31 protein-coding genes and 1 tRNA gene are annotated in these 25,733 nt (G+C 64.2%); 20 read left to right on the top strand and 12 right to left on the bottom strand.

All coding sequences use genetic code 11. The annotated features are described in order from the left end of the window. The first annotated feature begins 319 nt into the window (after positions 1-319). Genes B0G38_RS14555 through B0G38_RS14570 form a run of 4 tightly spaced genes read left to right on the top strand, consistent with a single transcriptional unit; the run spans position 320 to position 3,783 of the window. Positions 320-1,294 carry an ABC transporter substrate-binding protein gene (locus tag B0G38_RS14555; protein ID WP_264670068.1) on the top strand — a complete coding sequence of 325 codons (975 nt, stop codon included), beginning with the start codon at positions 320-322 and terminating at the stop codon, positions 1,292-1,294. Then, a complete protein-coding gene (locus tag B0G38_RS14560; RefSeq protein ID WP_264670069.1) occupies positions 1,291-2,133 on the top strand; it encodes an ABC transporter permease in 843 nt (280 codons plus the stop codon). Before B0G38_RS14555 ends, B0G38_RS14560 begins: the two co-directional genes overlap by 4 nt. Continuing rightward, complete coding sequence (locus B0G38_RS14565) at positions 2,130-2,903, top strand: ABC transporter permease (protein WP_169996862.1); 774 nt, start codon at positions 2,130-2,132, stop codon at positions 2,901-2,903. The genes B0G38_RS14560 and B0G38_RS14565 overlap by 4 nt, the downstream gene beginning before the upstream one ends. Further along, on the top strand, positions 2,893-3,783 hold the full coding sequence (locus B0G38_RS14570) for an ABC transporter ATP-binding protein (RefSeq protein WP_413542072.1): 891 nt from the start codon (positions 2,893-2,895) through the stop codon (positions 3,781-3,783). Before B0G38_RS14565 ends, B0G38_RS14570 begins: the two co-directional genes overlap by 11 nt. A gap of 71 nt (positions 3,784-3,854) precedes the next feature. On the opposite strand, the gene B0G38_RS14575 is transcribed toward B0G38_RS14570, so the two are convergent. Then, positions 3,855-4,343 carry a MarR family winged helix-turn-helix transcriptional regulator gene (locus tag B0G38_RS14575; protein WP_264670070.1) on the bottom strand — a complete coding sequence of 163 codons (489 nt, stop codon included), beginning with the start codon at positions 4,341-4,343 and terminating at the stop codon, positions 3,855-3,857. 124 nt (positions 4,344-4,467) lie between these two features. Between B0G38_RS14575 and B0G38_RS14580 the strand changes: the two genes are divergently transcribed. The 5 genes from B0G38_RS14580 (at position 4,468) to B0G38_RS14600 (ending at position 9,074) form a co-directional block, all read left to right on the top strand. Continuing rightward, positions 4,468-5,403, top strand: coding sequence for an SDR family NAD(P)-dependent oxidoreductase (locus tag B0G38_RS14580; protein WP_264670071.1), 936 nt, complete (start codon positions 4,468-4,470; stop codon positions 5,401-5,403). Positions 5,404-5,405: 2 nt separating this feature from the next. Continuing rightward, entirely contained in the window at positions 5,406-6,311 is a 906-nt protein-coding gene (locus B0G38_RS14585) for an amidohydrolase family protein (protein ID WP_264670072.1), read from the top strand. Further along, positions 6,308-7,519, top strand: coding sequence for an acyl-CoA dehydrogenase family protein (locus tag B0G38_RS14590; protein ID WP_264670073.1), 1,212 nt, complete (start codon positions 6,308-6,310; stop codon positions 7,517-7,519). Before B0G38_RS14585 ends, B0G38_RS14590 begins: the two co-directional genes overlap by 4 nt. Before the next feature lie 43 nt (positions 7,520-7,562). Next, entirely contained in the window at positions 7,563-8,018 is a 456-nt protein-coding gene (locus tag B0G38_RS14595) for a MaoC family dehydratase (RefSeq protein ID WP_074700654.1), read from the top strand. Between the two features lie 66 nt (positions 8,019-8,084). Further along, positions 8,085-9,074, top strand: a complete 990-nt coding sequence (locus B0G38_RS14600; protein ID WP_264670074.1) for an ABC transporter substrate-binding protein — start codon at positions 8,085-8,087, stop codon at positions 9,072-9,074. Between the two features lie 69 nt (positions 9,075-9,143). Here the strand turns inward: B0G38_RS14600 and B0G38_RS14605 are convergent, their stop codons facing one another. From B0G38_RS14605 to B0G38_RS14615, 3 genes are all read right to left on the bottom strand, one after another. Beyond that, on the bottom strand, positions 9,144-9,977 hold the full coding sequence (locus B0G38_RS14605) for an aldo/keto reductase (RefSeq protein WP_264670075.1): 834 nt from the start codon (positions 9,975-9,977) through the stop codon (positions 9,144-9,146). A gap of 160 nt (positions 9,978-10,137) precedes the next feature. Then, positions 10,138-10,698, bottom strand: a complete 561-nt coding sequence (locus B0G38_RS14610; RefSeq protein WP_264670076.1) for an NAD(P)H-dependent oxidoreductase — start codon at positions 10,696-10,698, stop codon at positions 10,138-10,140. A gap of 124 nt (positions 10,699-10,822) precedes the next feature. Continuing rightward, positions 10,823-11,203: a helix-turn-helix domain-containing protein gene (locus B0G38_RS14615; protein ID WP_264670077.1), complete on the bottom strand. Its 381-nt coding sequence runs from the start codon at positions 11,201-11,203 to the stop codon at positions 10,823-10,825. A gap of 140 nt (positions 11,204-11,343) precedes the next feature. On the opposite strand from B0G38_RS14615, the gene B0G38_RS14620 reads away from it, so the two are divergent. Next, on the top strand, positions 11,344-12,189 hold the full coding sequence (locus B0G38_RS14620; protein WP_264670078.1) for an HpcH/HpaI aldolase/citrate lyase family protein: 846 nt from the start codon (positions 11,344-11,346) through the stop codon (positions 12,187-12,189). A gap of 19 nt (positions 12,190-12,208) precedes the next feature. Here B0G38_RS14620 and B0G38_RS14625 read toward each other — a convergent pair whose 3' ends face one another. Beyond that, positions 12,209-13,072, bottom strand: coding sequence for an SDR family oxidoreductase (locus tag B0G38_RS14625; RefSeq protein ID WP_264670079.1), 864 nt, complete (start codon positions 13,070-13,072; stop codon positions 12,209-12,211). Between B0G38_RS14625 and B0G38_RS14630 the strand changes: the two genes are divergently transcribed. The 4 genes from B0G38_RS14630 (at position 13,071) to B0G38_RS14645 (ending at position 16,579) form a co-directional block, all read left to right on the top strand. Further along, positions 13,071-13,967, top strand: a complete 897-nt coding sequence (locus tag B0G38_RS14630) for an SGNH/GDSL hydrolase family protein (protein ID WP_413542073.1) — start codon at positions 13,071-13,073, stop codon at positions 13,965-13,967. The two genes, B0G38_RS14625 and B0G38_RS14630, sit on opposite strands and share 2 nt — an antisense overlap. A gap of 151 nt (positions 13,968-14,118) precedes the next feature. Then, positions 14,119-15,387, top strand: a complete 1,269-nt coding sequence (locus tag B0G38_RS14635; RefSeq protein ID WP_264670103.1) for an MFS transporter — start codon at positions 14,119-14,121, stop codon at positions 15,385-15,387. 118 nt (positions 15,388-15,505) lie between these two features. After that, entirely contained in the window at positions 15,506-16,072 is a 567-nt protein-coding gene (locus tag B0G38_RS14640; RefSeq protein ID WP_264670080.1) for a DedA family protein, read from the top strand. A gap of 9 nt (positions 16,073-16,081) precedes the next feature. Further along, positions 16,082-16,579, top strand: coding sequence for a DUF456 domain-containing protein (locus B0G38_RS14645; protein WP_074700665.1), 498 nt, complete (start codon positions 16,082-16,084; stop codon positions 16,577-16,579). Positions 16,580-16,619: 40 nt separating this feature from the next. On the opposite strand, the gene B0G38_RS14650 is transcribed toward B0G38_RS14645, so the two are convergent. From B0G38_RS14650 to B0G38_RS14665, 4 genes are all read right to left on the bottom strand, one after another. After that, positions 16,620-17,090, bottom strand: a complete 471-nt coding sequence (locus B0G38_RS14650) for an Lrp/AsnC family transcriptional regulator (protein WP_264670081.1) — start codon at positions 17,088-17,090, stop codon at positions 16,620-16,622. Positions 17,091-17,322: 232 nt separating this feature from the next. After that, positions 17,323-18,963 (bottom strand): hypothetical protein, encoded by a 1,641-nt coding sequence (locus tag B0G38_RS14655; RefSeq protein ID WP_264670082.1) that lies wholly within the window; start codon positions 18,961-18,963, stop codon positions 17,323-17,325. Between the two features lie 3 nt (positions 18,964-18,966). Beyond that, positions 18,967-19,284, bottom strand: coding sequence for a hypothetical protein (locus B0G38_RS14660; protein WP_264670083.1), 318 nt, complete (start codon positions 19,282-19,284; stop codon positions 18,967-18,969). A gap of 118 nt (positions 19,285-19,402) precedes the next feature. Beyond that, positions 19,403-19,909: a hypothetical protein gene (locus B0G38_RS14665; RefSeq protein ID WP_264670084.1), complete on the bottom strand. Its 507-nt coding sequence runs from the start codon at positions 19,907-19,909 to the stop codon at positions 19,403-19,405. Between the two features lie 157 nt (positions 19,910-20,066). Here B0G38_RS14665 and B0G38_RS14670 point away from each other — a divergent pair. The 5 genes from B0G38_RS14670 to B0G38_RS14685 all read left to right on the top strand — a co-directional run bounded on the left by B0G38_RS14670 (position 20,067) and on the right by B0G38_RS14685 (position 22,394). Beyond that, positions 20,067-20,139: transfer RNA gene (locus B0G38_RS14670), tRNA-Ala, on the top strand. A 78-nt stretch (positions 20,140-20,217) separates the two neighbouring features. Further along, complete coding sequence (locus B0G38_RS23245) at positions 20,218-20,478, top strand: hypothetical protein (protein ID WP_319801253.1); 261 nt, start codon at positions 20,218-20,220, stop codon at positions 20,476-20,478. Further along, entirely contained in the window at positions 20,463-20,636 is a 174-nt protein-coding gene (locus B0G38_RS23250; RefSeq protein WP_319801254.1) for a GatB/YqeY domain-containing protein, read from the top strand. The genes B0G38_RS23245 and B0G38_RS23250 overlap by 16 nt, the downstream gene beginning before the upstream one ends. Before the next feature lie 136 nt (positions 20,637-20,772). Next, the gene (locus tag B0G38_RS14680; RefSeq protein WP_169996827.1) at positions 20,773-21,051 is read left to right on the top strand and encodes a helix-turn-helix domain-containing protein; all 279 of its coding nucleotides are present in this window, start codon (positions 20,773-20,775) and stop codon (positions 21,049-21,051) included. Continuing rightward, positions 21,048-22,394, top strand: a complete 1,347-nt coding sequence (locus B0G38_RS14685; protein ID WP_264670085.1) for a type II toxin-antitoxin system HipA family toxin — start codon at positions 21,048-21,050, stop codon at positions 22,392-22,394. The genes B0G38_RS14680 and B0G38_RS14685 overlap by 4 nt, the downstream gene beginning before the upstream one ends. Before the next feature lie 102 nt (positions 22,395-22,496). Here the strand turns inward: B0G38_RS14685 and B0G38_RS14690 are convergent, their stop codons facing one another. The 3 genes from B0G38_RS14690 to B0G38_RS14700 form a co-directional block, all read right to left on the bottom strand. After that, positions 22,497-22,889: a DinB/UmuC family translesion DNA polymerase gene (locus tag B0G38_RS14690; RefSeq protein WP_264670086.1), complete on the bottom strand. Its 393-nt coding sequence runs from the start codon at positions 22,887-22,889 to the stop codon at positions 22,497-22,499. Next, the gene (locus tag B0G38_RS14695; protein ID WP_264670104.1) at positions 22,874-23,521 is read right to left on the bottom strand and encodes a Y-family DNA polymerase; all 648 of its coding nucleotides are present in this window, start codon (positions 23,519-23,521) and stop codon (positions 22,874-22,876) included. The genes B0G38_RS14690 and B0G38_RS14695 overlap by 16 nt, the downstream gene beginning before the upstream one ends. A gap of 269 nt (positions 23,522-23,790) precedes the next feature. Continuing rightward, entirely contained in the window at positions 23,791-24,267 is a 477-nt protein-coding gene (locus B0G38_RS14700; RefSeq protein ID WP_264670087.1) for a PGPGW domain-containing protein, read from the bottom strand. Positions 24,268-25,201: 934 nt separating this feature from the next. On the opposite strand from B0G38_RS14700, the gene B0G38_RS14705 reads away from it, so the two are divergent. After that, on the top strand, positions 25,202-25,642 hold the full coding sequence (locus B0G38_RS14705) for an ester cyclase (protein WP_264670088.1): 441 nt from the start codon (positions 25,202-25,204) through the stop codon (positions 25,640-25,642). The last annotated feature ends 91 nt before the right edge of the window (positions 25,643-25,733 follow it).

The following is a 25,733-nucleotide window of genomic DNA, read 5'->3' on the forward strand; positions in this document are numbered from 1 at the left end:
ACGATACGCGCGAAAGAACCAGCCACAAACGGATTTCCGGTCACCATCCCGTTGCAGGTTTGTCACGTCCAGGACTCGCCGGATGGGCCAGTCCCGGCACCGGAGGGTAATGGGTTCCGGTTTGCAATCTCGCTTCACAATTCGTTGAAAACTTCAATTCAATACCGACTAGGTGCGTCACCGAGTATCGTGTCTATAACGATGAAGTGATGTGTTTGACGTCACAATAGGAGTCGCGCAGACTGATGGGTGAACATTTGTTCGTTGCGCGAACATTCAGGTTTTCCCGGGTCTCTCAGGGATCACTAAGGAGTAGAAAATGAAACGCAGACTGACCGCGCTCGTGGCCGCAGTTTCAGTGCTCGCCCTCTCTGCCTGTGGCAGTGGCTCCCCGAGCGGCGGCGGATCCGAAGCGCCCGCCGGTAGCGGCGGACTGACCAAGATCTCCGTCGGGGTAATCCCCATTGTAGATACGGCGCCCATCTGGCTCGGTGACGAGAAGGGCTTCTTTGCCGAAGAAGGTCTTGAGCTGGATCTGCAGACCGCTACCGGCGGAGCCGCAATCGTTCCCGGCGTGGTCAGCGGCAGTTTTGACTTCGCTTTCTCCAACCTGATCTCGGTCATGGTCGCGAATGACAAAGGGCTGGACCTGCAGTTCGTTGCCAATGGCGCCTCCACCACCGGTGAGGAAGGAGCGGGCTTCGGCGCCGTAGTCGTTCCTAAGGATTCCGACATCCAGTCCGCAGCGGATCTCGAAGGCAAGACCGTTTCGGTCAACAACCTCTCCAATATCGGCGATACGACCATCAAGCACGTCGTCGAGCAGGACGGCGGCAATCCGGACAACATCGACTTCGTGGAAGTCGCTTTCCCCGATGCTCCCGCCGCGCTCCAAAATGGGCAGGTTGATGCCGCGTGGATCCTGGATCCGTTCCTAACCCAGGCGCGGTCCGAGGGAGCGCGTGTGGTGTCATGGAACTTCACGGAAATGCACCCGGAGCTCGACATTGCCGGCTACTTTACAACTTCCGAAAAGGTTCAGAGCGAGCCGGAGCTGGTGGAGAAGTTCACCAGGGCCATGAATAAGTCCCTTGAATACGCGCAGGAGAACCCGCAGGAAGTCCGCGACATTGTCGGAACCTACACCGAAATCGATGCTGAAACCCTCGCGGAACTGACCTTGCCAGAGTACCGCCCGGAGTTCAGCCGCGAAGCGGCCCAGGCGCTCGGCGAAGCGGCCGCAAAGTACGGCACGTTGAGCGAGGCCCCGAACCTGGATGAGCTGCTGCCATGACCCAAGAAGCCGTAACAACCAATAGTGCTGCGCCCATCCCACGGGCCAGAAAGCAGCCAGCAAAGAAGCTGCCGTCAAAACAGTTGCTCGGGATAGCGGGCATTATCGGGTTCCTGCTGCTGTGGGAGCTGATTCCACGCGTGGGCATCGTTGAGCCGCGGTTCCTGCCGCCGGCCAGTGAGGTCATCGCGGCACTGATCACCGATTTCGGTTTGACGGCGTTCTGGGTAGCGGTCGGCGAAACCATGCTGGCCTGGGCGATCGGCCTGGTGATGTCGATCGTGCTGGCCGTGGTGCTGGGCTTCATCATCGGTTCGTCGATGTTCCTGCGGAAGTTCACCAACTCGACCGTGGAGTTCCTCCGCCCGATCCCTTCGGTGGCGCTGATCCCGCTGGCCGTGCTGCTGTTCGGCGTGAAGATCGAATCAACCCTGATGCTGGTGGTTTACGCGTCGTTCTGGCAGGTCTTCATCCAGGTGCTCTACGGGGTCGCAGATGTGGACAACGTGGCGATGCAGACCGCTAAGTCCTACGGACTGGGCGCCATGGCCCGGGTCCGCCACGTCGTGTTCCCGACGGCGCTGCCGTACCTGATGACCGGCATCCGCCTGGCCGCTTCCGTGGCGCTGATCCTGGCGATCACCGCCGAACTGGTGATCGGTTCCCCGGGACTGGGCCGCGAGATTGCCCTGGCCCAGTCCGGTGGCGCGATCTCGGGGATGTACGCGCTGGTACTCGCGACGGGCCTGATCGGCGTCGTCATCAATCTGGTCATGCGTTTCATTGAACGCAAGACCCTGTCCTGGCATTCCTCGATCCGTTCGGAGGTGATCGTATGAGGTTCCTGAAGACTCTCGGATACCTGCTGGCGCTGCCTCTGATCCTGGTGGCAATCTGGTGGGCCTCGACGCTGGGGGAGACGAACTTCTTCGTTCCGACCCCGGCGCTGCTGGCCGAGGCTTTCGCCGAGACGTGGTTCGGGGAGCGGATCTTCTCGGACGTGCTGCCCAGTATCGGGCGGTTGGTCGTCGGGGTTGCCTCGGCAATCATCATCGGCATTGTCGCGGGCCTGTTGATCGGTTCGGTCAAGTGGCTGCGGGACCTGACGGAACCGGTGCTCGAATTCTTCCGCGCCATTCCGCCGCCGGTCCTGGTGCCGGTGCTGATGCTGCTGATGGGCATCACGGACGGCATGAAGGTCGCGGTGATCATTTCCGGCTGCGTATGGCCGGTGCTGCTGAACACCATCGAAGGTGTCCGTGCCATCGACGGAGTGCTCTCCGACTCGGCCCACACCTACGGCATCCATGGCTGGGCGCGGATCAAGTACCTGGTGCTTCCCTCGGCCGGGCCGCAGATCATGGCCGGTATCCGCCAGTGCCTGTCCATCGGTTTGATCCTGATGGTCATTTCCGAAATGTTCGCCTCGTCCTCGGGGCTGGGCTTCACGATCGTGCAGTTCCAGCGGTCCTTCGCGATTCCGGAAATGTGGTCCGGCATTGTGGTTCTGGGCCTGATCGGTGTCGCCTTGTCATTTATCTTCCAGTGGACCGAGCGGCGTGTGCTGCGCTGGTACCACGGCCTGCGAGAGGTAGAAAATGCAGTCTGAAACAACTCCCGGAACCACCCCGGCCCCGGCCGGCAAGACCCTGCCGGGGAACGAGGCTATGCTCTCGGTCCGCAACCTGAAGAAGGTTTACAAGACCGACGGCGGCGACATCGAGGCCGTCCGGAACCTGACCTTCGACCTGAAGGCCGGCGAGCTGGCCTGCCTGGTCGGCCCGTCCGGCTCCGGCAAGACCACGCTCCTGAAGTGCATCTCGGGCCTGATGGCCCCGACCGAGGGTGAAGTGCTGCTGAACGGCACGCCCGTCTCCGGGCCGCCGAAGAAGATGGCCGTCGTGTTCCAGGAATACGGCCGCTCCCTCTTCCCCTGGATGCGGGTGCGCGAGAACGTCGAGCTGCCGCTGAAGAACCAGGGCGTGCCTCGGGCCGAGCGGGACAAGCTCGTCGATGACGCGCTGGAAGCAGTCGGGCTATCCCACGTGCCGCAGTCCTACCCGTGGCAGCTGTCCGGCGGTATGCAGCAGCGCGTGGCGATCGCCCGCGCCGTGGCGTACCAGCCCGAGGTGCTGCTCATGGACGAGCCGTTCGCGGCCGTGGATGCGCAGACCCGTGCGGATCTGGAAGACCTGATCCGCACCGTCTGGCGCAAACTCGGCGTCACCGTCCTGTTCGTCACCCACGATATCGACGAGTCCGTCTACCTCGGTGAACGGGTGATCATCCTATCCAGTTCGCCGACAGTCATCCAGGAAGACCTGACCATCGACCTGCCGGACGAGCGCGATCAGCTGAACACCCGCTCGCTGCCGCGCTTTACCGAACTGCGCCACCACGTGTACGAACAGATCCAGCTCGCCAAGCAGGGCCACCGGCCCGCCGCTGCGGTCCAGACTGATTCCAGCGCAGGTTCTGGCGCGGCCTGATACGCCCGTCCACAACAGAAAGCGCCGGCCATCCCGATGGGGAGGCCGGCGCTTTCTGGAGGTAGAACTGCCTAGAACGCGATGCGCTTGAGCAGATCGCGGAGGGTTTCGCGTTCTTGCAGCGACAGCGTTGACAGGGACTGGTCCTCCGAGCGGCGGACGATCGCTTCGGCCCGCTTGTAGAGGTTCCGGCCCGCTGTTGTGGCCACGATGACCTTGGAGCGACGGTCGCGCGGGTCCGTTTCGCGGGCGACTGCACCGCGCTGCTCAAGCTGGTCCACCAGGGCGACGATCTGGCTGGGATCCAGGCTCAGGAAGTCCGCCAGTTCGCGCTGCGAAGGATTCTGGCCGCTGCACGCGAGGGAGAGGACCGAATAGGAGCGGACCTTCAAATCCAGCTCCGCGAGCATATTGTTGGCCCGGCCTGACCCCAGGGACCGGGCCCGGGCCGTGAGGAACTCGATCTCGTTGGCCAGCTCGGTGGTGTGGAGACGCTGGGCCCCGTTTGCGTTCTCGGCCAGGTCGGCGTCGTTGCCTCTGGTCGTCGTTTGTGCGGACATCGTTCCTCATCCGTTGATTGGTTCAATACTGTTGACTTTTTCAATGATATACGTTGTCATTGGTCTTAGTTCAGGATAACCCCGAAACACCGGTCTAAGGCCGGTGGAAGCGAAGGAGCTTTAGATGTCACTGGCAGGAAAAGTAGCCATTGTTACCGGTAGCGGTCGCGGACTGGGTCTAGCCTATGCTCAGGAGCTCGCCCGCCAGGGGGCCGCCGTCGTTATTAATGATGTTGACGAGCAGGTAGCCGGCGAGGCCGTCGAGTGCATCACCGGTGCCGGCGGCAAGGCCGTGGCCGTTGTCGCTCCCGTCGGTTCCACCGAGACCGCGCAGCAGTTGGTCAATACCGCCGTCGAGTCCTTCGGCGGGCTGGACATCCTGGTCACAAACGCCGGCGTGCTGCGGGATAAGTCCCTGCTGAAGATGACCGATGAAGACTTCGACCTGGTCATCAACGTGCATCTGCGCGGGACCTTCACCTGCGTCCGCGAGGCCTACGCCTATTTCAAGGCAAACAACGTCGCCGGCCGCATCATCACCATCGGGTCCCCGACCGGGCAGCGCGGAAACTTCGGCCAGACCAACTACGCCGCCGCGAAGGCCGGCATTGTCGGTATGGTCCGCACGTGGGCGCTGGAAATGAAGAAGGCGGGCGTCACCGCCAACGCGATCATTCCGGTGGCGGCGACGGCCATGACCAAGACCGTGCCGTTCTTCCAGAAGGCTGTGGAGGCCGACGAGCGCGGCGAGGCCATGCCGGACTTCTTCCGTAAGGACCTGGGCTTTGGAACGGCCGACGACGTTGCCGGCCTGGTTGCTTTCCTCGCCTCCGACGCCGCGGCCAAGGTAACCGGCCAGGCGATCGGGATCGGCGGCGACCGCCTGCAGCTGTGGTCGCACCCGGAAGCCGTAGCCACCGAGTACAAGGACGGCGGCTGGAGCTACGAGGAACTGGTCGAGCGGTTCGACGATCTCTTCGGCGAGCGGCTGCAGAGCGTAGGCGAGACCTTCCCGGAACTGCCCGCCGACCTGCAGCCCGAGGCAGCGGGAGCGAAGTAAACATGGCAGCGACGGCATACGAACTCGGGATCGACGCCTCGGCAATCGAAGCGGTCGATATGCACGTGCATGTGGAGATCGACAACTGCGGCCATGTGTCCCTGCCTCCGGTGCTGAACGACGCGTCGAGCAAGTACTTCAAGGCCGAGGAGCGCACGCCGTCCCTTGACAGCATCGCGGAAACCTACCGCGGGCTGAACATGGCCGCCGTCGTCTTCACCGTCGACGCGCGGACCAAGCTCAAGCGCGAGCCCAACAGCATCGAGGACATTGTCGAGGGCGCGGCGCGGAACAACGACGTGCTGATCCCGTTCGGCTCCGTCGACCCGCTGACCGGTGCGGATGCGATCGACCGGGCCAAGCGGCTCGCCGGCGACTACGGCGTGCGCGGCTTCAAGTTCCACCCCAGCCTGCAGGGCTTCGACCCAAGCGATGAGCGGTACTACCCGCTCTGGGAGGCGTTGCAGGAGATCGGTCTGCCGGCAATCTTCCACACCGGCCAGAACGGCATGGGCGCCGGACTGCCCGGCGGCTACGGGATCAAGCTGGCCTATTCCAACCCGCTGCTGCTCGACGCCGTCGCAGCGGACTTCCCGGAGTTCCAGATCATCATGGCCCACCCCTCGGTGCCTTGGCAGGACGAGGCGAACTCGATTGCCACGCATAAGGCAAACGTGTTCATCGACCTTTCCGGCTGGTCCCCGAAGTATTTCCCGGAGTCGCTGGTCAAGATGTCCAACTCGGTACTGCAGGACAAGGTACTCTTCGGCACCGACTACCCGCTGATCACCCCGCAGAAATGGCTCAGCGCGTTCGCCGACCTGCCGCTGAAGGACGAAGTCCGGCCGAAGATCCTGAAGGCCAACGCCGTGAAGCTGCTCGGCCTCAAGGCCGGGAAAAAGGCATGAGCGTGGCTGCGGACGTACGGACCGGAGCCGCGGCGGGACGCTTCTACCCGTCGGACCAGTACGGCTTCTCGTCCCTGCTTACCGAGAATGAACTGGCGGTGCTGGGACGGCTGCGCAAGGTGCTGGACGAGCAGGTCCACCCGCTGCTGGCCGAGTATTGGGAAGCGGGAGAGTTTCCGTATCAGATTGCGCAGCCGCTGTTCGATCTGAACCTGATGGAGCCCTCGCAGCCCGGCGACGGCGGTGCGGCCGCCAGCGGACTCTATGCGGGCTTCCGAAACTTCGAGCTGGCCCGCACGGATGCTTCCGTGGCCACGTTCTACAACGCGCAGTCCGGCCTGTTCCGCACCGCTATCAATCTCGGCGGCAGCGCCGAGCAGGCCGCGGAGCTGGACCCGAAGATCCGCTCCTTTGAGTACAAAGGCGTCTTCGCGCTGACCGAACCGGACCACGGCTCGGATATCGCCGGCGGGCTGGAAACCAGTGCCCGGCGGGACGGGGACAACTGGACCATCAACGGCGCCAAACGCTGGATCGGGGGAGCCGCCTCCGCCGACGTGCTGGCAGTTTTTGCCCGCGACGAGGCAGACCAGCAGGTCAAGGCCTTCCTGGTTCCCACCGACGCGCCGGGCGTGACCATCTCCAAGATCCACCGGAAGACCTCGCTGCGGCTGATGCAGAATGCCGATATCGACTTCCGGGATGTCACCGTGCCGGAGTCTGCGCGGTTACAGAACGTCAACTCCTTTGCCGACGTCGCCGCAATGCTGCGGAACATGCGCTCGGACGTGGCCTGGATTGCCGCGGGGCTGCAGGCCGGGGCCTATGAGGCAGCAGTGCGCTACGTAAAGCAGCGCGAGCAGTTCGGCAAGAGCATCGGCAGCTTCCAGTTGGTCCAGGAGAAGCTGGCCACCATGCTGGGCAACGTTACCGCTTCCCTGGGCATGGTGGTGCGGCTGACCCAGCAGCAGGAACAGGGCATCTATGCGGATGAGAATTCCGCGTTGTCCAAGATGTTCTGCTGCGCCCGGATGCGGGAAACCGTCGCCCTGGCCCGCGAAGTGGTCGGCGGCAACGGGATCACGCTGGACACCGACGTCGCACGTTTCCATGCCGATGCCGAAGCCGTCTATTCCTACGAAGGCACGCATGAGATCAATGCGCTGATCGTCGGGCGGGCAATCACGGGCAAGGGCGCTTTCCGCTAGATATTCGTCAATACCGTAAACATCTACTTTTCAGGAGCATCTTATGAGCAACCTCGTTGTCACTTTCGAAGAACTGTCCGGACTGGTTGGCAAGGACCTCGGCTACACCGATTACCTGGAGATCACCCAGGACCAGATCAATACCTTCGCGGACGCCACCAACGACCACCAGTGGATCCACACCGACCCGGAGAAGGCCAAGGACGGTCCCTTCGGCGCCCCGATCGCTCACGGCTTCCTAAGCCTGTCGCTCATCATCCCGCTGTGGAGCGAGCTGTTCGACGTCGAGGGCGTCAAGACCAAGGTCAACTATGGGCTGGACCGCGTCCGCTTCACCAATCCGGTCAAGGTCGGTGCCAAGGTCCGGCTGCACTCCGTCATTGCCGAAGTCACCGAGGTCAAGGGCGGCGTGCAGATCAAGACCAGCAACACCATCGAGATTGAAGGCGAAGAACGCCCCGCCGTCGTCGCGGAATTCCTCGCCCGCTTCTACGCCTAACCCCACGCCAGGACAAGTCAGCGTCCGGGCGAAGTCACACTACCCACCTCAAGGAAGAGGCTCGTTATGAAAAGGCATTTCTCCAAAGTTCTTGCCGGCGGCGCCATTATCGCCCTGGCCCTGACCGGTTGCGGCTCGGGTTCACCTTCAGGATCAGAGGCGCCGGAAGGTAGCGCTGGCGCCAGCGGCGGTCTGCAGGACGTCACCGTCGGAGTCCTCACGATTGCCCCCTCCGCCGCGATGCAGTACGGCATCGATGAGGGGATTTTCGAGAAGTACGGACTGAATGTGGAGCTGCAGACGGGCCAGGGCGGCGCAGCGATGCTGCCGGCCGTCTCCACCGGAACAATGAACTTCGCGGTGGGCAACCCACTGTCGGTGATGACCGCCGTCAACAAGGGCCTGGACATGAAGATCGTCTCCGGTTACAGCAACTCCAAAGCTGAAGGCGAAGACATCAACGCCGTGGTGACCAAGGCGGACTCAGGCATCGAAGATTTTGCGGATCTGGAAGGCAAGACCACCGCCGTCAACACACTCAAGACGCAGGGCGACCTGACGATCATGGAGAGCGCGGCAATCGACGGCGGAGATCCGTCAGCGCTGAAGTTCAGTGAGATGCCTTTCCCTGATATGGAAGCGCAGCTGGAACGCGGCAACGTTGACGCCATCTGGATCCCGGAGCCATTCCAGTCACGGGCGCTGGCCAACGAGAACTACAAGCTGGTGGGCTACCCGAACCAGAAGGCCCTGCCCGGCCTGCCGACCATGGTGACGTTCACCAGCGGCAGCTACGCGGAGGAGAACCCGGAAATTGTGGCGGACTTCAAGGCTGCAGTGACCGAGACTCTGGCCGCGGCGGAGGCGGATCCGGAAGGCGTGCGGGCCGTGCTGCCGAAGTTTATGGGCATGGACGAGGCCGTGGCCAAGGACCTGAAGATGGAAACGTTCGACGGCGAAGTGCCCACACAGGTGCTGAGTGACATGGGCGAACTGATGGTCAAGTACGAGTACGTGGACAGCGCGCCCGACGTGGATGCCATGACCGTGCAGTAGCAGCCGGCACATCGCCAACAGCTGGGCGGTTCCCTACGCGGGGAGCCGCCCAGCTGTGTGTCCGGTCGCCTAGTGGCCGAACCTGTCGGCGTCGAGAATTTCCTCGTCGCCGGTGTCCATGGCGCTGATCCGGCGCAGCTCGTCACCGGTGAGGACAAAGTCGAAGATGCTGAAGTTCTCTGCCAGCCGCTGCGGATTCGACGACTTGGGGATGACGACGTGCCCCAGCAGGGTGTGCCAGCGCAGCACGATCTGGGCCGGTGTCTTCTGGTACTTTTCGGCCAGCTCCGTGATGACCGGCTCCTTGAGCAGGGCGCCGCCGCGGCCGATGGGGCTCCAGGCCTGGGTGGCGATGCCGCGCTCCTGGTGGATGGCGACGATGTCCTGCCGGGTGTGCCGCGGGTCCAGCTGGATCTGGTTGACCTCCGGCACCAGGCCAGAATCGAAAAGGTGCTGCAGATGGGCCGGCTTGAAATTCGACGTGCCGATGGCCCGGACCCGGCCGTCCGACAGCAGCTTTGTCATGCCCGCGAAAGCATCAACGTACCGGTCCTGGGCGGGATTGGGCCAGTGGATGAGCAGCAGGTCGATGTACTCGACGCCCAGCCGGCGGGCACTGGCGTCGAAAGCCTGCTCAACGCCGTCGTAACTGTGCCATTCCTTGTTGAACTTGCTGGTCAGGAAGACGTCGCTGCGGTCCAGCCCGCTGCGCCGCAGGCCGTCGCCGACTCCTTGTTCGTTGCCGTAGTTCTCGGCGGTATCGATCATCCGGTAACCGATTTTCAGGGCAGCCTCTACCGCATCGGCCGTTTCGGAATTGTCCATGGGCCAGGTGCCAAGGCCTAGAAACGGCAGCTTGGCGCCGTTCCGCAACTCAATGATCGGAGCAAGTTCTACGCTCACGGGACCTCCTGTGATCGTTTCTGAAGCGTTGGTGGTATTGCCAGACCCTCAGCCTAAGGGCTCCCGCGCCTGTGCAGAACCCGGAAAGCAAAAGCGGAGAGCCGCCGCACTGGCTGGTGCCAACTGCGGCGGCTCTCCGCTCGGTGCCTCGTGACGATGCTTACGCGTTGACCAGTTCCACCGCGCCGGCCAGGGCGGAGACGACGCCGGCGATCTCGGCGGCCGATTCGGCGTGGTCCTTGGGATGGGTCGTGGCGAAGACCTCGAAGCGGGCGCCGATGGAAAGCTTGGCGTCCTCGAGCACCTTGGCCTGGGCGATGCCCAGCGCCTTGCGGGCGTCGTCGTGCGCCCACTGCGCACCGTAGGGCGAGGGGGAGGTGCCGATGACGGCCGCCGGCATGCCGTTCAGAGCGCCGGCGCCGAACGGGCGGGACAGCCAGTCGATGGCGTTGTTCAGCACGGCCGGGGTTGTGCCGTTGTATTCGGGGGAGACCAGCAGCACGGCGTCGGCTTCCTTGGCGGCCTCGCGCAGTGCCTCGGCCGCTGCCGGAACAGAACCTTCAACGTCCAGGTCCTCGTTATAGAACGGGATGTTCTCGAGGCCGTCGTAGATCCGTACGTCGGTACCTTCCGGGGCAACCGTTGCGGCGGTTTCGGCCAGCTGGCGGTTGATGGAATCGCTGCGAAGGCTGCCGACGAGGGTCAGGACCTTGATGCTCATGAAAATCTCCTAGCAAAGTAGTACGTGCACCGTGGATAACCACGTACTTCCCCGCGACCATTCCCCACAACGGCCGTCTCGCCCTGTGTTTCCCCTCACGTGAGGCTGGGAATGCGCCGTTCGCTCAGCCCTGCGGCTGTTTCTGCTCACGGGTTGCGAGCCAGGCAAGCACATCGCGCAGCCGGATGCGCCGATGCGTGCCGCGGTATTCCACTGGGATAGTCCCGGCATCGGTCAGCCGCCGCATGTAAGTGAGCGAAACGCCGGCGACTTCGGCCGCCTGCGAGGTGTTGAGCAGATCCTCGGCCGAACTGACCATGACCGCGTCGCCCTGGGCAAAGCGCTGCAAAACATCGACGACGGCGTTGCGCGCCTGGGCGGGAAGCTTCACCGTGGTGCCGTTGACGAAAACGGTCACATCATCGCTGTCCGCCAGGGCCCGGGCCAGCCGCTTGGTCTCGGCGTCGGACAAAGCGTCGGTGGTGCGGGGTTTCAACTGCGCCATAGTCACACCTTAAGCCACAGCTGCTACGCAGACCGGGCGCCGGGCGGTGGGCACCCCAAACCGCGTGGATCGCGTGATGTTGACCGCATTCTTCACTCAGGATGTTAGCCGGTTGCGCCCGCGTTAAGTAGGCTCTAGGTATGCCCACGTTCAGAAACAGCCGCGCCGCAGCACTGCCTGCAAAACTTTCCCGCTCCTGGCTCCTCGCCTCGGCCGCCGACGAAGGCAATTTCGCTCCGGCGTTGGCGTCGGAAGCCGATTCGGTGATCTTCGACATGGAAGACGCAGTGCCGGCGCCAGGCAAGGCTGAAGCGCGCGAACGCGTGGTGGAAGCGCTGTCCACCGGCATGACGGCCTGGGTCCGGGTCAACGGCATCGATACCGAGTACTGGGCCGATGACCTCGCCGCGCTGTCCAAGGCTCCGGGTTTGCGCGGTGTCATGCTGGCCATGACCGAGCGCCCGGACCAGGTCACCCACACCGCCATGCGGCTGCAGGCCGGCACACCGGTGCTCGCGCTCATCGAATCGGCCATCGGCGTTGAGAACGCCACCGACATTGCGTGCGCTCCAGGCACCTTCCGGCTGGCCTTCGGCGTGGGCGACTTCCGCAAAGACACCGGCGCCAGCGACGATCCGATGGCGCTGGCCTACGCACGCTCCCGCCTGGTGATCGCGTCCCGCGTGGGGCAGCTGCCCGGCCCGATCGACGGCCCCACCGTGGGCGCGCTGGGCGATGACCTGAAGCAGGCCTGCAAGGTCACGGCGTCCATGGGCATGACCGGCAAGCTGTGCCTGCTGCTGGATGCCGCTGACACGATCAACAAGTCGCTTTCGCCGAGCGAGTCCGAAATCCGCTGGGCGCACGAACTTCTGGAGGCACATGCCGCCGGCGCCGTGGTGGGCGACGGCTCCTACCTGCCGCGACTGGCCCGCGCCGAAAAGATCTCCTCGCTGGCCGACTCCTACGGACTCTGGAACGCGTAGGTTTCCCGGGGAGCGGGACCTACTGGGTAAGCAGGTCCCGGAGGCTCAGCGGCGGACGGCCGGTGAGCAGCTCGACGTCGTTGGTTGTCTTGTCCAGCTCGCCGTTGGCGATCGCCGTGTAGGTGCTTACCCACGCGTCCAGCTGCCAGCCCGGCGCGCCGTAGTGCGCCCGGGAGGCATACGCTTCCTCCACCGTTTCATTGAGGAACGACGTCGGCCGGCCCGTTGCGTCGGCAATGATGGCTGCCGCTTCGGTCAGGTTTATTGATTCCGGCCCGGTGAGCTCGTATACGAAACCGGCGTGTGCCACAGGCTGCTGCAGGATCGCCGCTGCGGCGCGGGCAACATCCTCGCGGGCCACGAAGCCGGCCTTGCCGTCACCGGCCGGGCCGCGGATGACGCCGTTCTCGTCGGCGAAGTGCGGCAGGATGTCGGCGTAGAAGTTGTTCCGCAGCAGCGTGTGCTTGCGGCCCGTTTCCCGCAGTTTCTGTTCGGTGGCGTAGTGGGTCCGGGCCAGGGTGAAGGTGGCCTCCGGCCCGGCACCGAAGAACGAGGTGTAGACAATGTGCTCCACGCCGGCCTCGACGGCGGCGTCGATGAATGTGGAGTGCTGCTCAAGGCGGTCCTCGGACTCGGACGCGGAGACCATGAAGAGCGTCTTGATGCCTTCCAAAGCACGGCGGGAGGCGGCCTTGTCGCCAAAGTCGGCCTGCGCCGTCGTCGTTCCTTGAAGTTTCGGGGTCTTGGCCTCATCCCGCACGATCAGTCGTGCCGGAACTCCCGCCTCGGAGAGCAGCCGGGCAACCATGCCGCCCAGGGAGCCGGTCGCTCCGGTGATAGCAGTTTCGGCGGAAGCAGACACGGTAGTGGAATCAGCGCTCATGGTTACAGCATATTCCGCTCCGCCTTGGGGCGCGGAAGTTCACCCGGTGTTTGCCCGGCCGTTGCCGTGCGCGGCTAGCGTGGGGCGCGTGCCAGGTCTATTTGTAGCGCTCGGGGATAGTTTCACGGAGGGTGTGGGGGACCGCAACGCCAAGTTCCCCAACGGGGTGCGCGGCTGGGCGGACCGGGTGGCGAAGCAGTTGGGCAAGCAGGATCCGGAGTTCCGCTACGCCAACCTCGCGGTGCGCAGCAAGCGGCTGCACCAGATCGTAGCGGACCAGATCGAGCCCGCCGTGGCGATGAAGCCGACGCTGGTTTCCTTTTACGCCGGCGGCAACGACATCCTGGAACTGCGCAAGGACATGGATGCCCTGCTGCAGCAGTACGAAAATGCCGTGGCGCGGCTGGCCTCCACCGGCGCGCAGCTGCTGCTGTTCACCGGGTTCGACGTGATGCTGCCGCCGGTGCTCGAGCCGATGCGGCGCCGCAACTGGCTGTACAACGAGGCGGTGCGCGATATTGCCCGCCGGTACGATGCGCTGCTGGTTGACCACTGGGCGTTCGAGATCTACCAGGACCCGCGGATGTGGGACACCGACAAGCTGCACATGTCTCCGGTGGGGCACAAATACATGGCCGCGCAGGTGCTCTCGGCGCTCGGCGTGCTGCACACCCTCAAGCTCAAGCAATTGGAGCCGCTGGAGCGGGCCGGCTGGCGAGAGCTGGCGCGGGCGGAACGGGCCTGGCTGCGGGATTGGGTGGTGCCGATGTTCGGGCGCAAGCTCAAAGGCGTCACGCTGGGGGACAACCTGCCGCCGCGCTGGCCGGAGCCGGTGCAGGTCTCGGTGGGGCTGAAGAAGCTCGCTAAACAATCCGGCCGCGCGCCGGTCGGCTGACCGCGGGGCCTAAACTGGTTCCATCATGAAGACTATGCGCAGATTCAAAACACCCTTCGTCTGGCTCGTCGTTGTGGCCATGGTGGCCACGATCGGGGCGGGCTTCATCACGCAGTTCGCCGGGCAGTAAGGGGCGCAGCGAGCGGTGGCAATCCAGGATCCGGGCGAGACCGGGCAGGCCTTTCCTGCGGCCCCGGACGTTTACAGCGAACCCACCCGGAAAGTTGGTCCGGGCTGGATCACCGCCATCCTGCTGACCAATCTGGGCATCAACGCGGTCCTCTTTGCCTCGCTGCAGGTGCTGCTGGCCCAGCAGTCGCAAAGTTTCGACGCCGCCAACAAGGAAGCCGTGCTGGCACTGGCCACCGGGTTCGGTGCGGCCGTATCGCTGGTGGCCAACCCAATTGCCGGGGCGCTCAGCGACCGCACCACCTCGCGCCTGGGCCGCCGCGTCCCGTGGGTCCTCGGCGGGACCATCCTTGCCTTCGCCGCCCTGCTCATGCTCTCCGGGGCACCGAACATCGCCGTCATGGTGATCGGCTGGTGTCTGGTCCAGGCCGGCTGCAACGGGGCGTACGCCGCGGTGACCGCCACCATTCCGGACAAGGTGCCCACCCTGCAGCGCGGGCAGGTGGGCGGTCTGGCCGCCATGGGCCAGACCGTGGGCATCGTCTTCGGTGTGGTGCTGGCCAATCTCGCCGGCGGCTTTGTCCTCGGCTACCTCTACTGCGCGGTCTTCCTGGGCGTAAGCATCATCGCGTTCCTGGTCAAGGGCCGGGACACACCGCTGGATCCGGCCCTCCGCCCGCCGTTTGTGTGGGGCCGGTTCCTGAAGAGCTTCTACATCTCCCCGGCCAAATACCCCGACTTCGGATGGGCGTGGCTGACGCGGTTCCTGGTCAACCTGGGCAACAACCTCTTCACGCTCTACCTGTTCTTCTTCCTGCAGGACGCCGTGGGCCACGCCGATCCGGCCGTTGGCGTGCTGATCCTGACCGGCATCTACGCGATTATGGTGATGATTACCGCCGTCATCGGCGGACCGTGGAGCGACCGGCTGGGCAGGCGGAAGCCGTTCGTGATCGCCTCCGCGGTGACCATTGCGACGGCATCCATCCTGGTCGCGTTCTGGCCCAGCTGGCCCATGGCGCTCGTGGCGGCGGCGGTGCTTGGCGCCGGTTTCGGCATGTTCCTGGCGGTCGACTTCGCCCTGCTGACCCAGGTGCTGCCCAGCGCGGCGGACCGGGGCAAGGACCTGGGCGTGATCAACGTGGCGAACTCGCTGCCGCAGGTTTTCGCTCCGCTGGTGGCGGCCCCCGTGGTGCTTTATCTGGGCGGCTACACCGCGCTGTTTGTGCTCGCCGCCGTGGTGGGCCTGCTCGGCGCGGTGTTCGTAGTGAAGATCAAGGGCGTGCAGTAGGGCAGTAACGGAATAATGCGGGTGGAACCGGCGGTTACGCGGTGTGGGATCAGTTCCCCAATGTTTCTACGGGCTGTAGAATTTAGGTGTCAGGGGCAGCAGCGGCGAAAGGAAGTCTGTGGATATTTTCCTCGACCTTCCGTTGGGCTGGGCAATTCTGGCGCTCTTCTGCGTCGCCATGATGCGCTCCAACGCCACCTACTGGCTCGGCCGTGGAATCGCCGCCGGCGGGCGCCATACCCGGTTCGAGCGGCACCTTAACGGCCCGGTCATGAAGCGTGCCGAGCGGTTCATGAACACCTTCGGTCCCTTCGCGGTCACGCTGTGCTTCCTCACCGTCGGCATCCAGACCGCGGTGGTCAGCAGCGCCGGAATCGCGAGGATGCGCATGATCCGGTTCCTGCCCGCCGTCGTGCTTGGCAGTCTCCTCTGGGCCATCGTCTACGCGACCGTGGGGATGGCAGCGATCGCCGCATGGGTGGCGTTGGTCCTCGCGTCCCCGGTCGCCGCCGTCGTTATTGTGGTGGTACTGCTGGGCGTTCTGGGTTGCCTGGTCTGGCGCAGGAACCGTGGCAAGCGGCAGGGCGCGAAAACAGAAAGACTAACGACGGCGGAGCCCACCGAGGGCGCATCCCATCCGACATTCAGTGCGGCGCCACCGGGCCACACGGACCGTTCCGCATAGGCTGGGGCTATGGAAGCCCAGATCATCGTCACGCTCGTTTGCGGACTGCTCATCGCCGTCGGCGTTGCCGGAATCATTGTTCCCGTGCTGCCCGGGGCCATCACCATTGGCGTCAGCCTGCTCATCTGGGCGTTGGTCCTGCAGAACACGGTGGGCTGGGTGGTCTTTGGCCTGGGCGCGGTGCTGGTGGTTGCCGGCATGCTGGCCAGCGCCGTCCTGACCGGCAAGCGGCTGAAGGGCCGCCAGATTCCCAACCGCTCCATTGTGGTCGGCGTGGTGGTTGGCCTGGTGGGGATGTTCGTCATCCCCGTGGTGGGACTGTTTGTCGGTTTTACGGTAGGCCTGCTGCTCAGCGAATACCTGCGCCAGCGGGAACTCCGTCCCGCCCTGCACTCGAGTGCGGTCGCGCTGAAAGCCATGGGGATCGGCATCCTGATAGAGCTGGGCTGCGCTTTCGCGGCCGGCAGCATCTGGAGCATCGGCGTGATCCTGCACTTCTTCTTCTGACCCCGCAGCCTTCCGCCGGGCGGCTCGCCCCACTGGCGGCTTACTCCTCATGGAGCAGCCCCGTGATGCGGTAGGGGATGACCTCCCGCAGGAACATCTGCGTTGACGTCCTGGTGATGCCTGGGCACAGCCTGATTTCCTCGCTGACGCGGTACAGATCATCCGGACTCTTTGCGACCACCCGCAGCAGCAGGTCGGTGTCTCCGGCCGGCGCGTGGCATTCAAGGACCTCGGGAATATTCCGTAGGGCATCGATGGCGTCGTTGAGCTTGCTCTGGTCCAGCTCCGCGCTGACCATGGCCGTCACGCCGCGTCCGACGGCTTCGGGAACGACCCGGGCTGAATTGGGGCGCAGCGTGCCGGCCGCGGCCAGACGTTCCAGCCTGGAGTGGACCGTGCCGCGGGCCAGCCCGAGCTTCTGTGCGAGCAGCATGACGGGAATCCGGGGATCCTCATCAAGCGCAAGGAGGATTTTGCGGTCCGTCGGGTCGAGTTGCTGCAAAATGACCACTTCCTGTCCTGCAGAGCCTGCCTACTTTGATCAGTTTGACCAACTAATGAACCAACTATTGCACGGATTGCCCGAGCTCTGTTGAAATGGTTTCCAGAACGGGCCGCGCCACAAGCAAGTGCCCGTGAGGTGCAGGAGAAACGGCACAACCCGCCGCGACCCTGTCAGAGGAGCCCGCAAAGCGCCGACCTGTTGTTCACACAGCTTTAGACCGTTCCTTTTTTGACCCGTTTTAGTTGCTGCGGGTTGCGTCCCCCGGACGGTGTTGGGGACCGCCTGCCGGTCTTTTCCGGCGGGCCTGACCCGCGTCGTGCGCGGGCGGCGAACCGGAGGTACACGGCAGGGCACTGCACGGGGCAGGGGAAAGCCCCGGCGCGTCATGGTCTAACGGAAGGCCCGCCCGCGTCCACTGTCGCGAGCGGGGTCCGTCCGACCGGCGCCGGAGGGCGTGTCCCTTGCCCCGTCTGCCGATGGCGACCGATGCGGCATGGTGCCGGGTCGCCAGCGGAGTCTTTTGCTTCAGGGGGTTCAGCCAGTGCTGCCCGCCCCATTTCGAGGTGTAGGCCGGGTCCACCGCAATGACCCACAGCCCGCGGGAGAAGGCCATCGAGACGAGCCGGTCCCGGAACTTCGCGGTCGGGATACCCGCAACCGTGCGGCGGAACTGCTTTCCGCGCCGCCCGCGGCCCATGGTCTCCCGGCCGGTGGCGCGGGCGTCTTCAAAGTTCAGGTCCTCAACGGTGACCGACCTGCAGTCGCGTGCTTCCGCGAGGCCCAGCAGCCGGGTGATCGCTTCCCGGAGGAGTCCGTCCCGGCGTGTCTGGTTCCCGTTCAACGCGAGCGGGACCGTGAACGGGGACCCCACCGGGTTTCCGTGCCCGTCCAGCACGTGCGCGGCCAAGTGGCCGGCGTTGAGGTCGACCGCGAGGGTGTGGTGCGCCCGGAGCGCGGCCACGGCCGGCACCGGGACCTCGGGAGCTTTCCATGACGCGTCGAGGTACCAACGCCCACGCTCCGCGTCATAGCAGAGGTCATAGCGGACCGCGTGCCGGGCTTGAACCCGGTCGAGCCATTCCTGGGCACGATGGTTGAACCGCACGGGTTCGTGGAAACGCAGGAAGCTGCCGTACCGGTCCGCGAGGGCGGCGGGGACCTTGACATGCACGCTGCCGTCCGGCAGGACCTTGATCGTCTGGTTCCCGCCGGTCACGCCGCTCTCCCCGTCAGCGGTGAGGAACATCCGGGCAGCGTCCCAGCGTCCACGCCATTGTCCTTCCGTCAACCCGGCAGCGTCGAGGCTCTGCCGGGTCCGCCAGAGCCTTCCGCTTCCGTGGACCACGCGGGGCAGCCCTGCCTCGACGCGGTCCATGGCATCGGTGAGCCGGTTGCGCAGCCCTGCGAGCCTGCGGGTCTTCTGGAAGTGTTCCTGCCCGTCCCGGTACCCGGTCTTCGTTCCCGGGGCGATTTTCTGCACCGTGGTGGCCACGCGGACGGGTAAGACGAGACGCTTTTCGATCGCGGTAATGGCGGCTGTCAGGTCTTTGACTTCCTGCCGGGCCGCCATCATCGCCAGGCGGTACTGGTCCTCGCTGTCCCGGGTCATGGATCCGGCCCAGCGCGAGGAAGTCGTGGCGGTCAGCCCGGGTTTGCGTTCGCGGCGGGAGCCGGCCTGCTCCTTGGGTGAGAGCTTTCCCTGCGCGGCGCGGTGGGCGTAGTCCTCCCGGTAGAGCGCCCCGAGGAAGTTGCCGATCTCGGCCAGTGCCGCCGACTCGTTTTCGCTCGTTTGCAGTCGCGTCCTGATCCGGGCTCCGGCAGGCGGGGCGGCGACGAATGCTGTGCCGATCGTGCGCAGCGGCTTGCGGCCGGCAGCCACGGCTTACGCGCCTTGCTGCACAGCGCGCATGGCGCGGGCAGCCCTGTTTCGGGCCGAACGCTTCCCGTACAGGCGGGTGAAGAACGCGGTCAGGAGGTGCCTGTCCAAGTCCGCCTTCCAGCCATGGAAGGATGCTCGCGTATACAGCCCGACACTGTTGCCCTCCCCAGCCTCTGCTGACGCACCTTGCTCGTCCACGCCGACGAGGATCAGTCCATTGCCCACCCTGCGGACAGGAACAAGAAGCGCTCCACCGCGGAGCATCTCGTAGGCAGTCCCGGGATGCATGCCCTCGCTGACCGCCCCCAGTTTCAAGTCCATACAAAAAGCCTACCGACCAAGACCGACATAATTGGCCAAAAAATGCTTAGACCCCTGAATCCGCCGATCCTTGGCAGATACAGGGGTCTTGCTGTTTTAGCTGCACGGGACGGCGGCGTTAGCCGGAAGCCTCCACCCGGGTCTGGGCCCGAGGTTGGAAGAACCGGCGGTAACCCAGGAAGAGCACGATGGCCAGTCCGATGGTCACCGTGATGAAGGTGAGCGTGGTGTCTCCAGACAGGAAGCCGCGGAAGATGCTGTAGATCAGGGTGAAGAGGCTGCCCAGCATGACGCCGTTGGCGAGAACCCTGTTCCGCTTCTCGAGCAGCAGGCTGAGGCCGAGCATGACCACCGACGCAGCCAACGCCACGGTGGTGACATTGCGGTTGTAGGTTTCGTTTTCCTCCATCCAGGCGCGGTTCGCGATCTCGTATTCCCGCTGGGCCTCCTGCTGCTGGGCCAGCTCTTCATCCGTGGGTTCCGTATTCGTCGGGACGGACAATTCGATCGGGAATTCCGGCATCTCAGGCGGCGGGTAGAAGGTGCGGACGCCGAGACCGACGAACAACGCAAGAATGACCCCCAGGAAGACCGTGTAAACGGCCTTGAGCACTTTGTCGTCCATGACCAGATTCTAGGTCTGTTGCACGTTGTGAGCATGGCTGCAGGAGAAGTGCTCCCGATTCGTTATTGCCAGCCGTGTCCTGAGGCTGCGTAAAGGTTTTTGACGCCTCAGCTTGTTCCAAAGCAGCCAGCCGCCATATGATCGAACGCAGTGGCACGGGGCTTTAGCTCAGTTGGTAGAGCGTTTCGTTCGCAATGAAAAGGTCAGGGGTTCGATTCCCCTAAGCTCCACTATTAACGGGGATTCTTGTCTCTTCCTAAGGGCAATCCCACACTTTCCCCACACTTTGCCTCTTTGGGCGGTTTCAAATGCCGTTGTCATGGCACTACGGTGGCGTCATCTGCGGCAGCTGTGACGTGGTGTTCCTGACTTCTTCAAAGCCTGGCTGCGAGAAGTCCGGCAAGACGCCGGTCGAGCTGACCGACGCCCAGATCATCGCACTGCTGCAGAAAGAAGCTGCCAAGCGCCACGACCCTGCCCGCATCTACACCGAGGCAGACGACACAACCGGGCTATCGCAGAGGTTCTCGAAGCCGAGGTCATCGAGGCCTACCTGCCGAAAGCGCTGACCCGCTCCGAGGTTGAGCAGATCGTCCAGGACGCCGTGGAAGGTCTGAAGTCCAACGGCACGGAACTGACCATGCGCCAGATGGGCCAGGCAATGAAGTCCGTGACGGCCAAGATCGCTGGCCGGTTCGACGGCAAGGCGGTCAGCGACATCGTGTGAAGGCGCTTGTCTGCCTGACTCAGAGCGCCGGAGGGCAGGGGCGTCTTGGCGGCCTAGCCCTCTTGGAGGTAACGCAACTATCTCTTTCAGTTATGCGCAGAAAGGCAATAGACTAGTTCCATTAGGGAGAGTGGTAATGGAAACGAGCGAGCGATTGGGCGAGCACCTGCGTCAGTGGCGAATCATGCTTGGGCTGAGCCAGGAGCTGGCTGCAGAGCGGGCAGACATTTCAGTGCCGACACTGCGCCGCATAGAACGTGGCGACGACGGGGTCCGTCTCGGCAGTTTTCTTGCCCTGTCGAACATCCTGAACCTCACGGAGCGGCTGGAATCGGCCACCGACCCCTTGGAAACTGACCTGGGCCGGTTGCGGGCCCATCTGCTCGGCCGGCAGCGTGCCAGGCGGTCCTCGTGACTTTCGAAGTCTGGGTCGACGACCGGCAAACAGGAATTTGCGCGGTCGAGGTGCGCCCGGGGTTCCAAGCCCCATCGCTGACTTTCACCTACCTGGACGACTGGCTCGCCGACGACAGGGCCTTCGCGATCTCGCCCGACCTGCCTTTGCAGCGGGGGCCCCACACGCCGCCCCCGCACCGGACCACCTTCGTGGCATTCGATGACGCTGCCCCCGACCGGTGGGGCCGCAACCTGCTTGACGCCGGCATGCGCCGGGCCGCGCGCGATCGTCGGGAGAAGTTTCGTCAACCGTCGGAGATTGATCTTCTGTTGGCCGTGAGCGACGAAACCCGGCAAGGTGCGCTGCGGTTCCGTCGGAAGGGAGTTTTCCTCGATCCCGCCCATGAACGGGCTGGCATCCGCGACCTTGCCAGGCTCGCCGACGCCGCAAACCGTTTCGCTGAAAACGGTGAAGTGGATGAAGGAGTCAAAGAATTGATCGGTGTCGGTTCATCCCCCGGCGGCGCGCAACCAAAGGCCTGGGTCCGCGACGAGGACGGAACGATGCACTTGGCGAAGTTCCCGCGCACCTCGGATGTCTACGACATCTCAGCGTGGGAGCTCGCTGCGATACGGATGCAGGCCAAGGCCGGCATAACGGTCCAGCCGTCGCAGACAGTCCCGCTGGGTCGTGACCACTCGGTGTTCCTCACGCGGAGGTTCGACCGCGAGGGCGGGCGGCGGCTGCCTTACATGAGCTTCAGGACGGCGTTCCGGATCGCCGAACACGAGCTCGTGGACTACGCCACTCTTGCCTCGAAAGTCGCCGGTATCTCTTCCAGCCCGGACGCGGATGCCGCCGACCTTTTCTCGCGCGCTGCCTTCACGGCCATGGTGAACAACATTGATGACCACATGCGCAACCACGGGCTGCTTCGGATGGGGGCCGGCTGGCGGCTGTCGCCGTCCTTCGACGTGAACCCCTCCCGACTGGACAGCGCGGCAACACCCCTGACACCGGAGGACGATCCGGCGGACCGCAATATCGAGCTCCTGGTTGAGCACGCCCACGTATTCCGGCTGACCCGGGACCAAGCTGTACAACGGATTCAGGCGGTCGACGCCGCGGTATCCGGCTGGCGGGATGAGGCAGTAGGGGCCGGGGTTGCACCTGACGCGCTCGACTTCATGATGCACGCTTTCGAAGGCGAAAACCGCGCGAGAACAGCAGCCCTGGCCGTGTCGGGGCCGACTGTTATCGACATGGCCTCGGCGCTTCCCCACGCAGCCTCCGGTGAGGTGTGGGTGAAACCGCACGTGCGCCGGGGACGGCGAATCGAGGGGCATTTCAGGCGCCGATAAGACCTAGCGGGCCTTGACCAAGAGCAGCTCGTCCCACTCCGTCGTGTAGCGGGGTGACGGGTGCCGTGCCGGCGGCCATCGTCCAGTCCGGCGGCGTCTCCATCATGCCGGCTTGGCCAAGTCCGATGCTGGTCGCACCGTATTTGTCTTTGATCTGCCCCATGATGTCGCCGATATTGCGGCGTTCGTGGACGGGGACGAACTCCTCGAACTGGGCTGGGCTCCGGCCGGGGAGAGATCGGTGAGCATGACGCCGGCCCGCGCGTACGGCATCCCTTCCTCCAGACGAGGTTCCAGGGCGGCGATGGCGGCTTTGGACAGCAGGACCGGATCAGCGGTGGGCGCGGGCAGCCGGAAGGTCGCTGAGGGAAAGGATGCGGCCTGCTGGTTGAAGAACGACGTGCAGGCGAAGACGGTCATGACCTTGGCCAACTGCCTGTCCTTGGCGAGCCGGACGGCCGCCTGCTGGGCATACAGACTCATGACCTGGTGCATGCACTCCTTGGTGGTGACCGGCTTGGCGAAGCTCCGGGAGAAAATGGTCTGCTTCTTGTCCGCGTGGCCCGTCTCGATCTGAATGCAGGGAATGCCCCGCAGCTCGAGCACCGCTGGAACACAACGGAGAACTTCTTGCGGATCATCACCGGATCCGCCGCCCGAAGGTCCGCGATGGTGAAGATGCCCAGCGCGTTAAGGCGCTTGCCAAGCCGGCCGGCAACGCCCCAGATCCCGGTGACAGGAACCCGGGACATGATCCGATCCACATCGTCCGGAGGCATTGTCTCCAGATTGCAGACGCCGCCCAGGTTCGGGTTCTGCTTGGCGATCCGGTTCGCGAACTTGGCGAGGGTCTTGGTGGGCGCGATGCCGACGCAGACCGGCAGCCCCACGTGGGAGGCCACAGCCTCCTTCATCTGCCTGCCGCGCTCCACGAGCTCCTCCGGGGTGCCGTTCAGCCCAAGAAAAGACTCGTCGATCGAGTAGATTTCCTGCCAGGCGGTGTAGCGCCCGAGCTGTTGCATGACACGGGTGGACAGGTCGCCGTAGAGCTCGTAGTTGGAGCTGCGGCGGATCAGGCCCCACTGGTCGGCAACGGCCCGAGCTGATCGAGCCGGCGCCGGAGCAATCCGAACTCCCGCTGCCGGGTGCCTGACGTTGAACGAGGCATCCGCCGCCCGGAACCTGTCCGTGCTGCTTCACGACGCCAACACGGAGAACTGGTCGAGCCGCCGCATCGCCCAAGAAGCCCACAAGCACGGAGTTAGCAGCCCTTGGGGAGGACCTCAAATTCCTGAATGAGCGCTTCTTCGACGTGCGGGAGCCGTGACGTAGCGGCTGATGCCGCGGGCAGCGGCCTCCGAAACGCTGGGTGTGCTGTCTGAACCAACGGGTGAACCTACAGCTCCAAGTTCCTGCGGCGTGATGAAGTCCGTGGCCTGCGGAATCTGCGAAAGCAATAGAGTAGGAGCAGCAGCGCGATTAGGCCGGAGGCAATCAGGGCTACTCCGACGCCCCATCCTCCTGGAAGCCACCGCTGCGCACCGAACGTCCACCAGCGCGGTATGGCCGGCTGGGCGGTCCAGACGATACCTGCAGCGACAACCCCGAGCCCGCCCACGGCACCAGCCACGATGCGGGGCCACGTCTGCACTTCCTTCATGGCTATTCTGATCGCACGGATCTTGACGCGGGCAACCAGGTGCTTTGCCCATGCGTTGTGCACCGAGAGCACCACCAGGCCGCTCACAATGGCGAGCAGACCCGGGCCCGGCAACACGAGCATCGCGGTACCAACCAGGATGAGGGTCCAACCGAGCACTTCGATACCGGTCCGCCGCAGCCAAAGCGGGATGGCATCGATCCTTTTCCCCATAAGGAAATCCTCCCATGGCCGTGCCGCCGGTATAGCTGTAGGCCCCAATTGACTCGACGTCGGGTCGCTGTACAGGCTATTGTCCGCGCTTCGCTCAGCCCTACGCTGAAGCCAACGACAGGAGTTCATATGGAATTCGCCATCGTCATGACTGTCCTCGTGGTGACCGCCGTCGTCTGGCTGGTACTGGCGACCCGGGCTGACCGCAGGGTGAAAAAGCACATCCACCCATGGCAGCGCCCTGGCTGGGTCGGTCCAGGAGCTTACACAACCGGCACTTTCGGAGGGCATGTCGACCCCGGAGGCAGTTCCAGCTGCGACTCCGGCGGGGCGGCATCTAAGCAGTGTCCCTCGGCGGCGCATTCGCAGTCGCTATCGTGTCCATGCTCGTCGTTGCCCAGCGCAAGAAAGCCGCTACCGACAAGCATCTGGACAACGGCCCGATCAAGGAGCGACAGCGACGGGCGGGGCGGAGCTATGGCACTGCTCTTCTGGGTAGCGGGTAAGGAATCGGTGCATCCTGACGGAACGTCGGACGGCTCGTCCGCGGATTCCGATTTAGGCGCAGCGGTCCTCAGCTCGGACGGAGGCGGTGGTGGGGGCAGCGACTAGCCATCGCGATGCACCGTCTGCGCATCGGAACATATTGCGCAGCATGTTGCTGCGTGACATTCCGGCACAGTCCGCTAATTGCGCAGCAGGTTGCACTATTTGCCGGGGTACCGAGAACATCTGGTCAAAGGCCGGCTGGACGCCTGCGCATGAAGGACCGGCGAGCACGGCACTGCTCCCCATTTCGGACAGGAGGCCACCCCCATTGACCTGCCCTGATCGCGGGCGTGTACTAGAAATAATCGGGCGCTGGCAGGAAGGCGCCATGCCAGCAAGTGGCCCGAGCGCATGCGGTAGGGCCGCCTGATGAAGCGAGGAACCCATGGGTGAGGTGCGGGAGATCATGGACCGGATGACCGCGGCCATGACATCGAAGGATTTGGCGGCGTTGGCTGCCTGCTATGCCGAGGACGCGGTGGCCGTTACACCTGACCAGGGCGAACTCAGCGGACGTGACGCCATCCGCACCTACATGTCGCAGCTGACAGAGGCGTTTCCGGACGCGTTCTACGAGTCCCTTGAAAGGCACGAGGCTGGAAGCGTCGCAATTGACGAGGGATATTTCATCGGGACCCACACCGGCCAAATGCACACTCCCTCAGGTGAGACTGTGCCGCCGACTGGCCGGCAGCTCAGGCTCAGAAGCTGTGATGTTGCCCGAGCCAAAGGCGGCCTGATTATTTCCCACCACTTCTACTGGGACCAGCTGGATTTCATGATGCAGCTGGGACTTCTGCCGGAACCGGATCCCGGAACTCTCTAGGAGCGTGGGTCATTAGCCGGCCGGTGGTTTAAAACGCCGGGTGAATTACCGGGTTCCGGGATCGGTGGCTGGAAGAATCGTGGGTATGGAT

Source organism: Crystallibacter permensis (assembly GCF_025960875.1).
GTDB lineage: Bacteria > Actinomycetota > Actinomycetes > Actinomycetales > Micrococcaceae > Crystallibacter > Crystallibacter permensis.

Excerpts from the sequence above, each read along its gene's own strand:
- B0G38_RS14555 (WP_264670068.1), top strand. The coding sequence starts at position 320 with ATGAAACGCAGACTGACCGCGCTCGTGGCCGCAGTTTCAGTGCTCGCC.
- B0G38_RS14560 (WP_264670069.1), top strand. The coding sequence starts at position 1,291 with ATGACCCAAGAAGCCGTAACAACCAATAGTGCTGCGCCCATCCCACGG.
- B0G38_RS14565 (WP_169996862.1), top strand. The coding sequence starts at position 2,130 with ATGAGGTTCCTGAAGACTCTCGGATACCTGCTGGCGCTGCCTCTGATC.
- B0G38_RS14570 (WP_413542072.1), top strand. The coding sequence starts at position 2,893 with ATGCAGTCTGAAACAACTCCCGGAACCACCCCGGCCCCGGCCGGCAAG.
- B0G38_RS14575 (WP_264670070.1), bottom strand. The coding sequence starts at position 4,343 with ATGTCCGCACAAACGACGACCAGAGGCAACGACGCCGACCTGGCCGAG.
- B0G38_RS14580 (WP_264670071.1), top strand. The coding sequence starts at position 4,468 with ATGTCACTGGCAGGAAAAGTAGCCATTGTTACCGGTAGCGGTCGCGGA.
- B0G38_RS14585 (WP_264670072.1), top strand. The coding sequence starts at position 5,406 with ATGGCAGCGACGGCATACGAACTCGGGATCGACGCCTCGGCAATCGAA.
- B0G38_RS14590 (WP_264670073.1), top strand. The coding sequence starts at position 6,308 with ATGAGCGTGGCTGCGGACGTACGGACCGGAGCCGCGGCGGGACGCTTC.
- B0G38_RS14595 (WP_074700654.1), top strand. The coding sequence starts at position 7,563 with ATGAGCAACCTCGTTGTCACTTTCGAAGAACTGTCCGGACTGGTTGGC.
- B0G38_RS14600 (WP_264670074.1), top strand. The coding sequence starts at position 8,085 with ATGAAAAGGCATTTCTCCAAAGTTCTTGCCGGCGGCGCCATTATCGCC.
- B0G38_RS14610 (WP_264670076.1), bottom strand. The coding sequence starts at position 10,698 with ATGAGCATCAAGGTCCTGACCCTCGTCGGCAGCCTTCGCAGCGATTCC.
- B0G38_RS14615 (WP_264670077.1), bottom strand. The coding sequence starts at position 11,203 with ATGGCGCAGTTGAAACCCCGCACCACCGACGCTTTGTCCGACGCCGAG.
- B0G38_RS14620 (WP_264670078.1), top strand. The coding sequence starts at position 11,344 with ATGCCCACGTTCAGAAACAGCCGCGCCGCAGCACTGCCTGCAAAACTT.
- B0G38_RS14630 (WP_413542073.1), top strand. The coding sequence starts at position 13,071 with ATGGTTACAGCATATTCCGCTCCGCCTTGGGGCGCGGAAGTTCACCCG.
- B0G38_RS14625 (WP_264670079.1), bottom strand. The coding sequence starts at position 13,072 with ATGAGCGCTGATTCCACTACCGTGTCTGCTTCCGCCGAAACTGCTATC.
- B0G38_RS14645 (WP_074700665.1), top strand. The coding sequence starts at position 16,082 with ATGGAAGCCCAGATCATCGTCACGCTCGTTTGCGGACTGCTCATCGCC.
- B0G38_RS14660 (WP_264670083.1), bottom strand. The coding sequence starts at position 19,284 with ATGGACTTGAAACTGGGGGCGGTCAGCGAGGGCATGCATCCCGGGACT.
- B0G38_RS14665 (WP_264670084.1), bottom strand. The coding sequence starts at position 19,909 with ATGGACGACAAAGTGCTCAAGGCCGTTTACACGGTCTTCCTGGGGGTC.
- B0G38_RS23245 (WP_319801253.1), top strand. The coding sequence starts at position 20,218 with ATGCCGTTGTCATGGCACTACGGTGGCGTCATCTGCGGCAGCTGTGAC.
- B0G38_RS14680 (WP_169996827.1), top strand. The coding sequence starts at position 20,773 with ATGGAAACGAGCGAGCGATTGGGCGAGCACCTGCGTCAGTGGCGAATC.
- B0G38_RS14690 (WP_264670086.1), bottom strand. The coding sequence starts at position 22,889 with ATGCACCAGGTCATGAGTCTGTATGCCCAGCAGGCGGCCGTCCGGCTC.
- B0G38_RS14700 (WP_264670087.1), bottom strand. The coding sequence starts at position 24,267 with ATGGGGAAAAGGATCGATGCCATCCCGCTTTGGCTGCGGCGGACCGGT.
- B0G38_RS14705 (WP_264670088.1), top strand. The coding sequence starts at position 25,202 with ATGGGTGAGGTGCGGGAGATCATGGACCGGATGACCGCGGCCATGACA.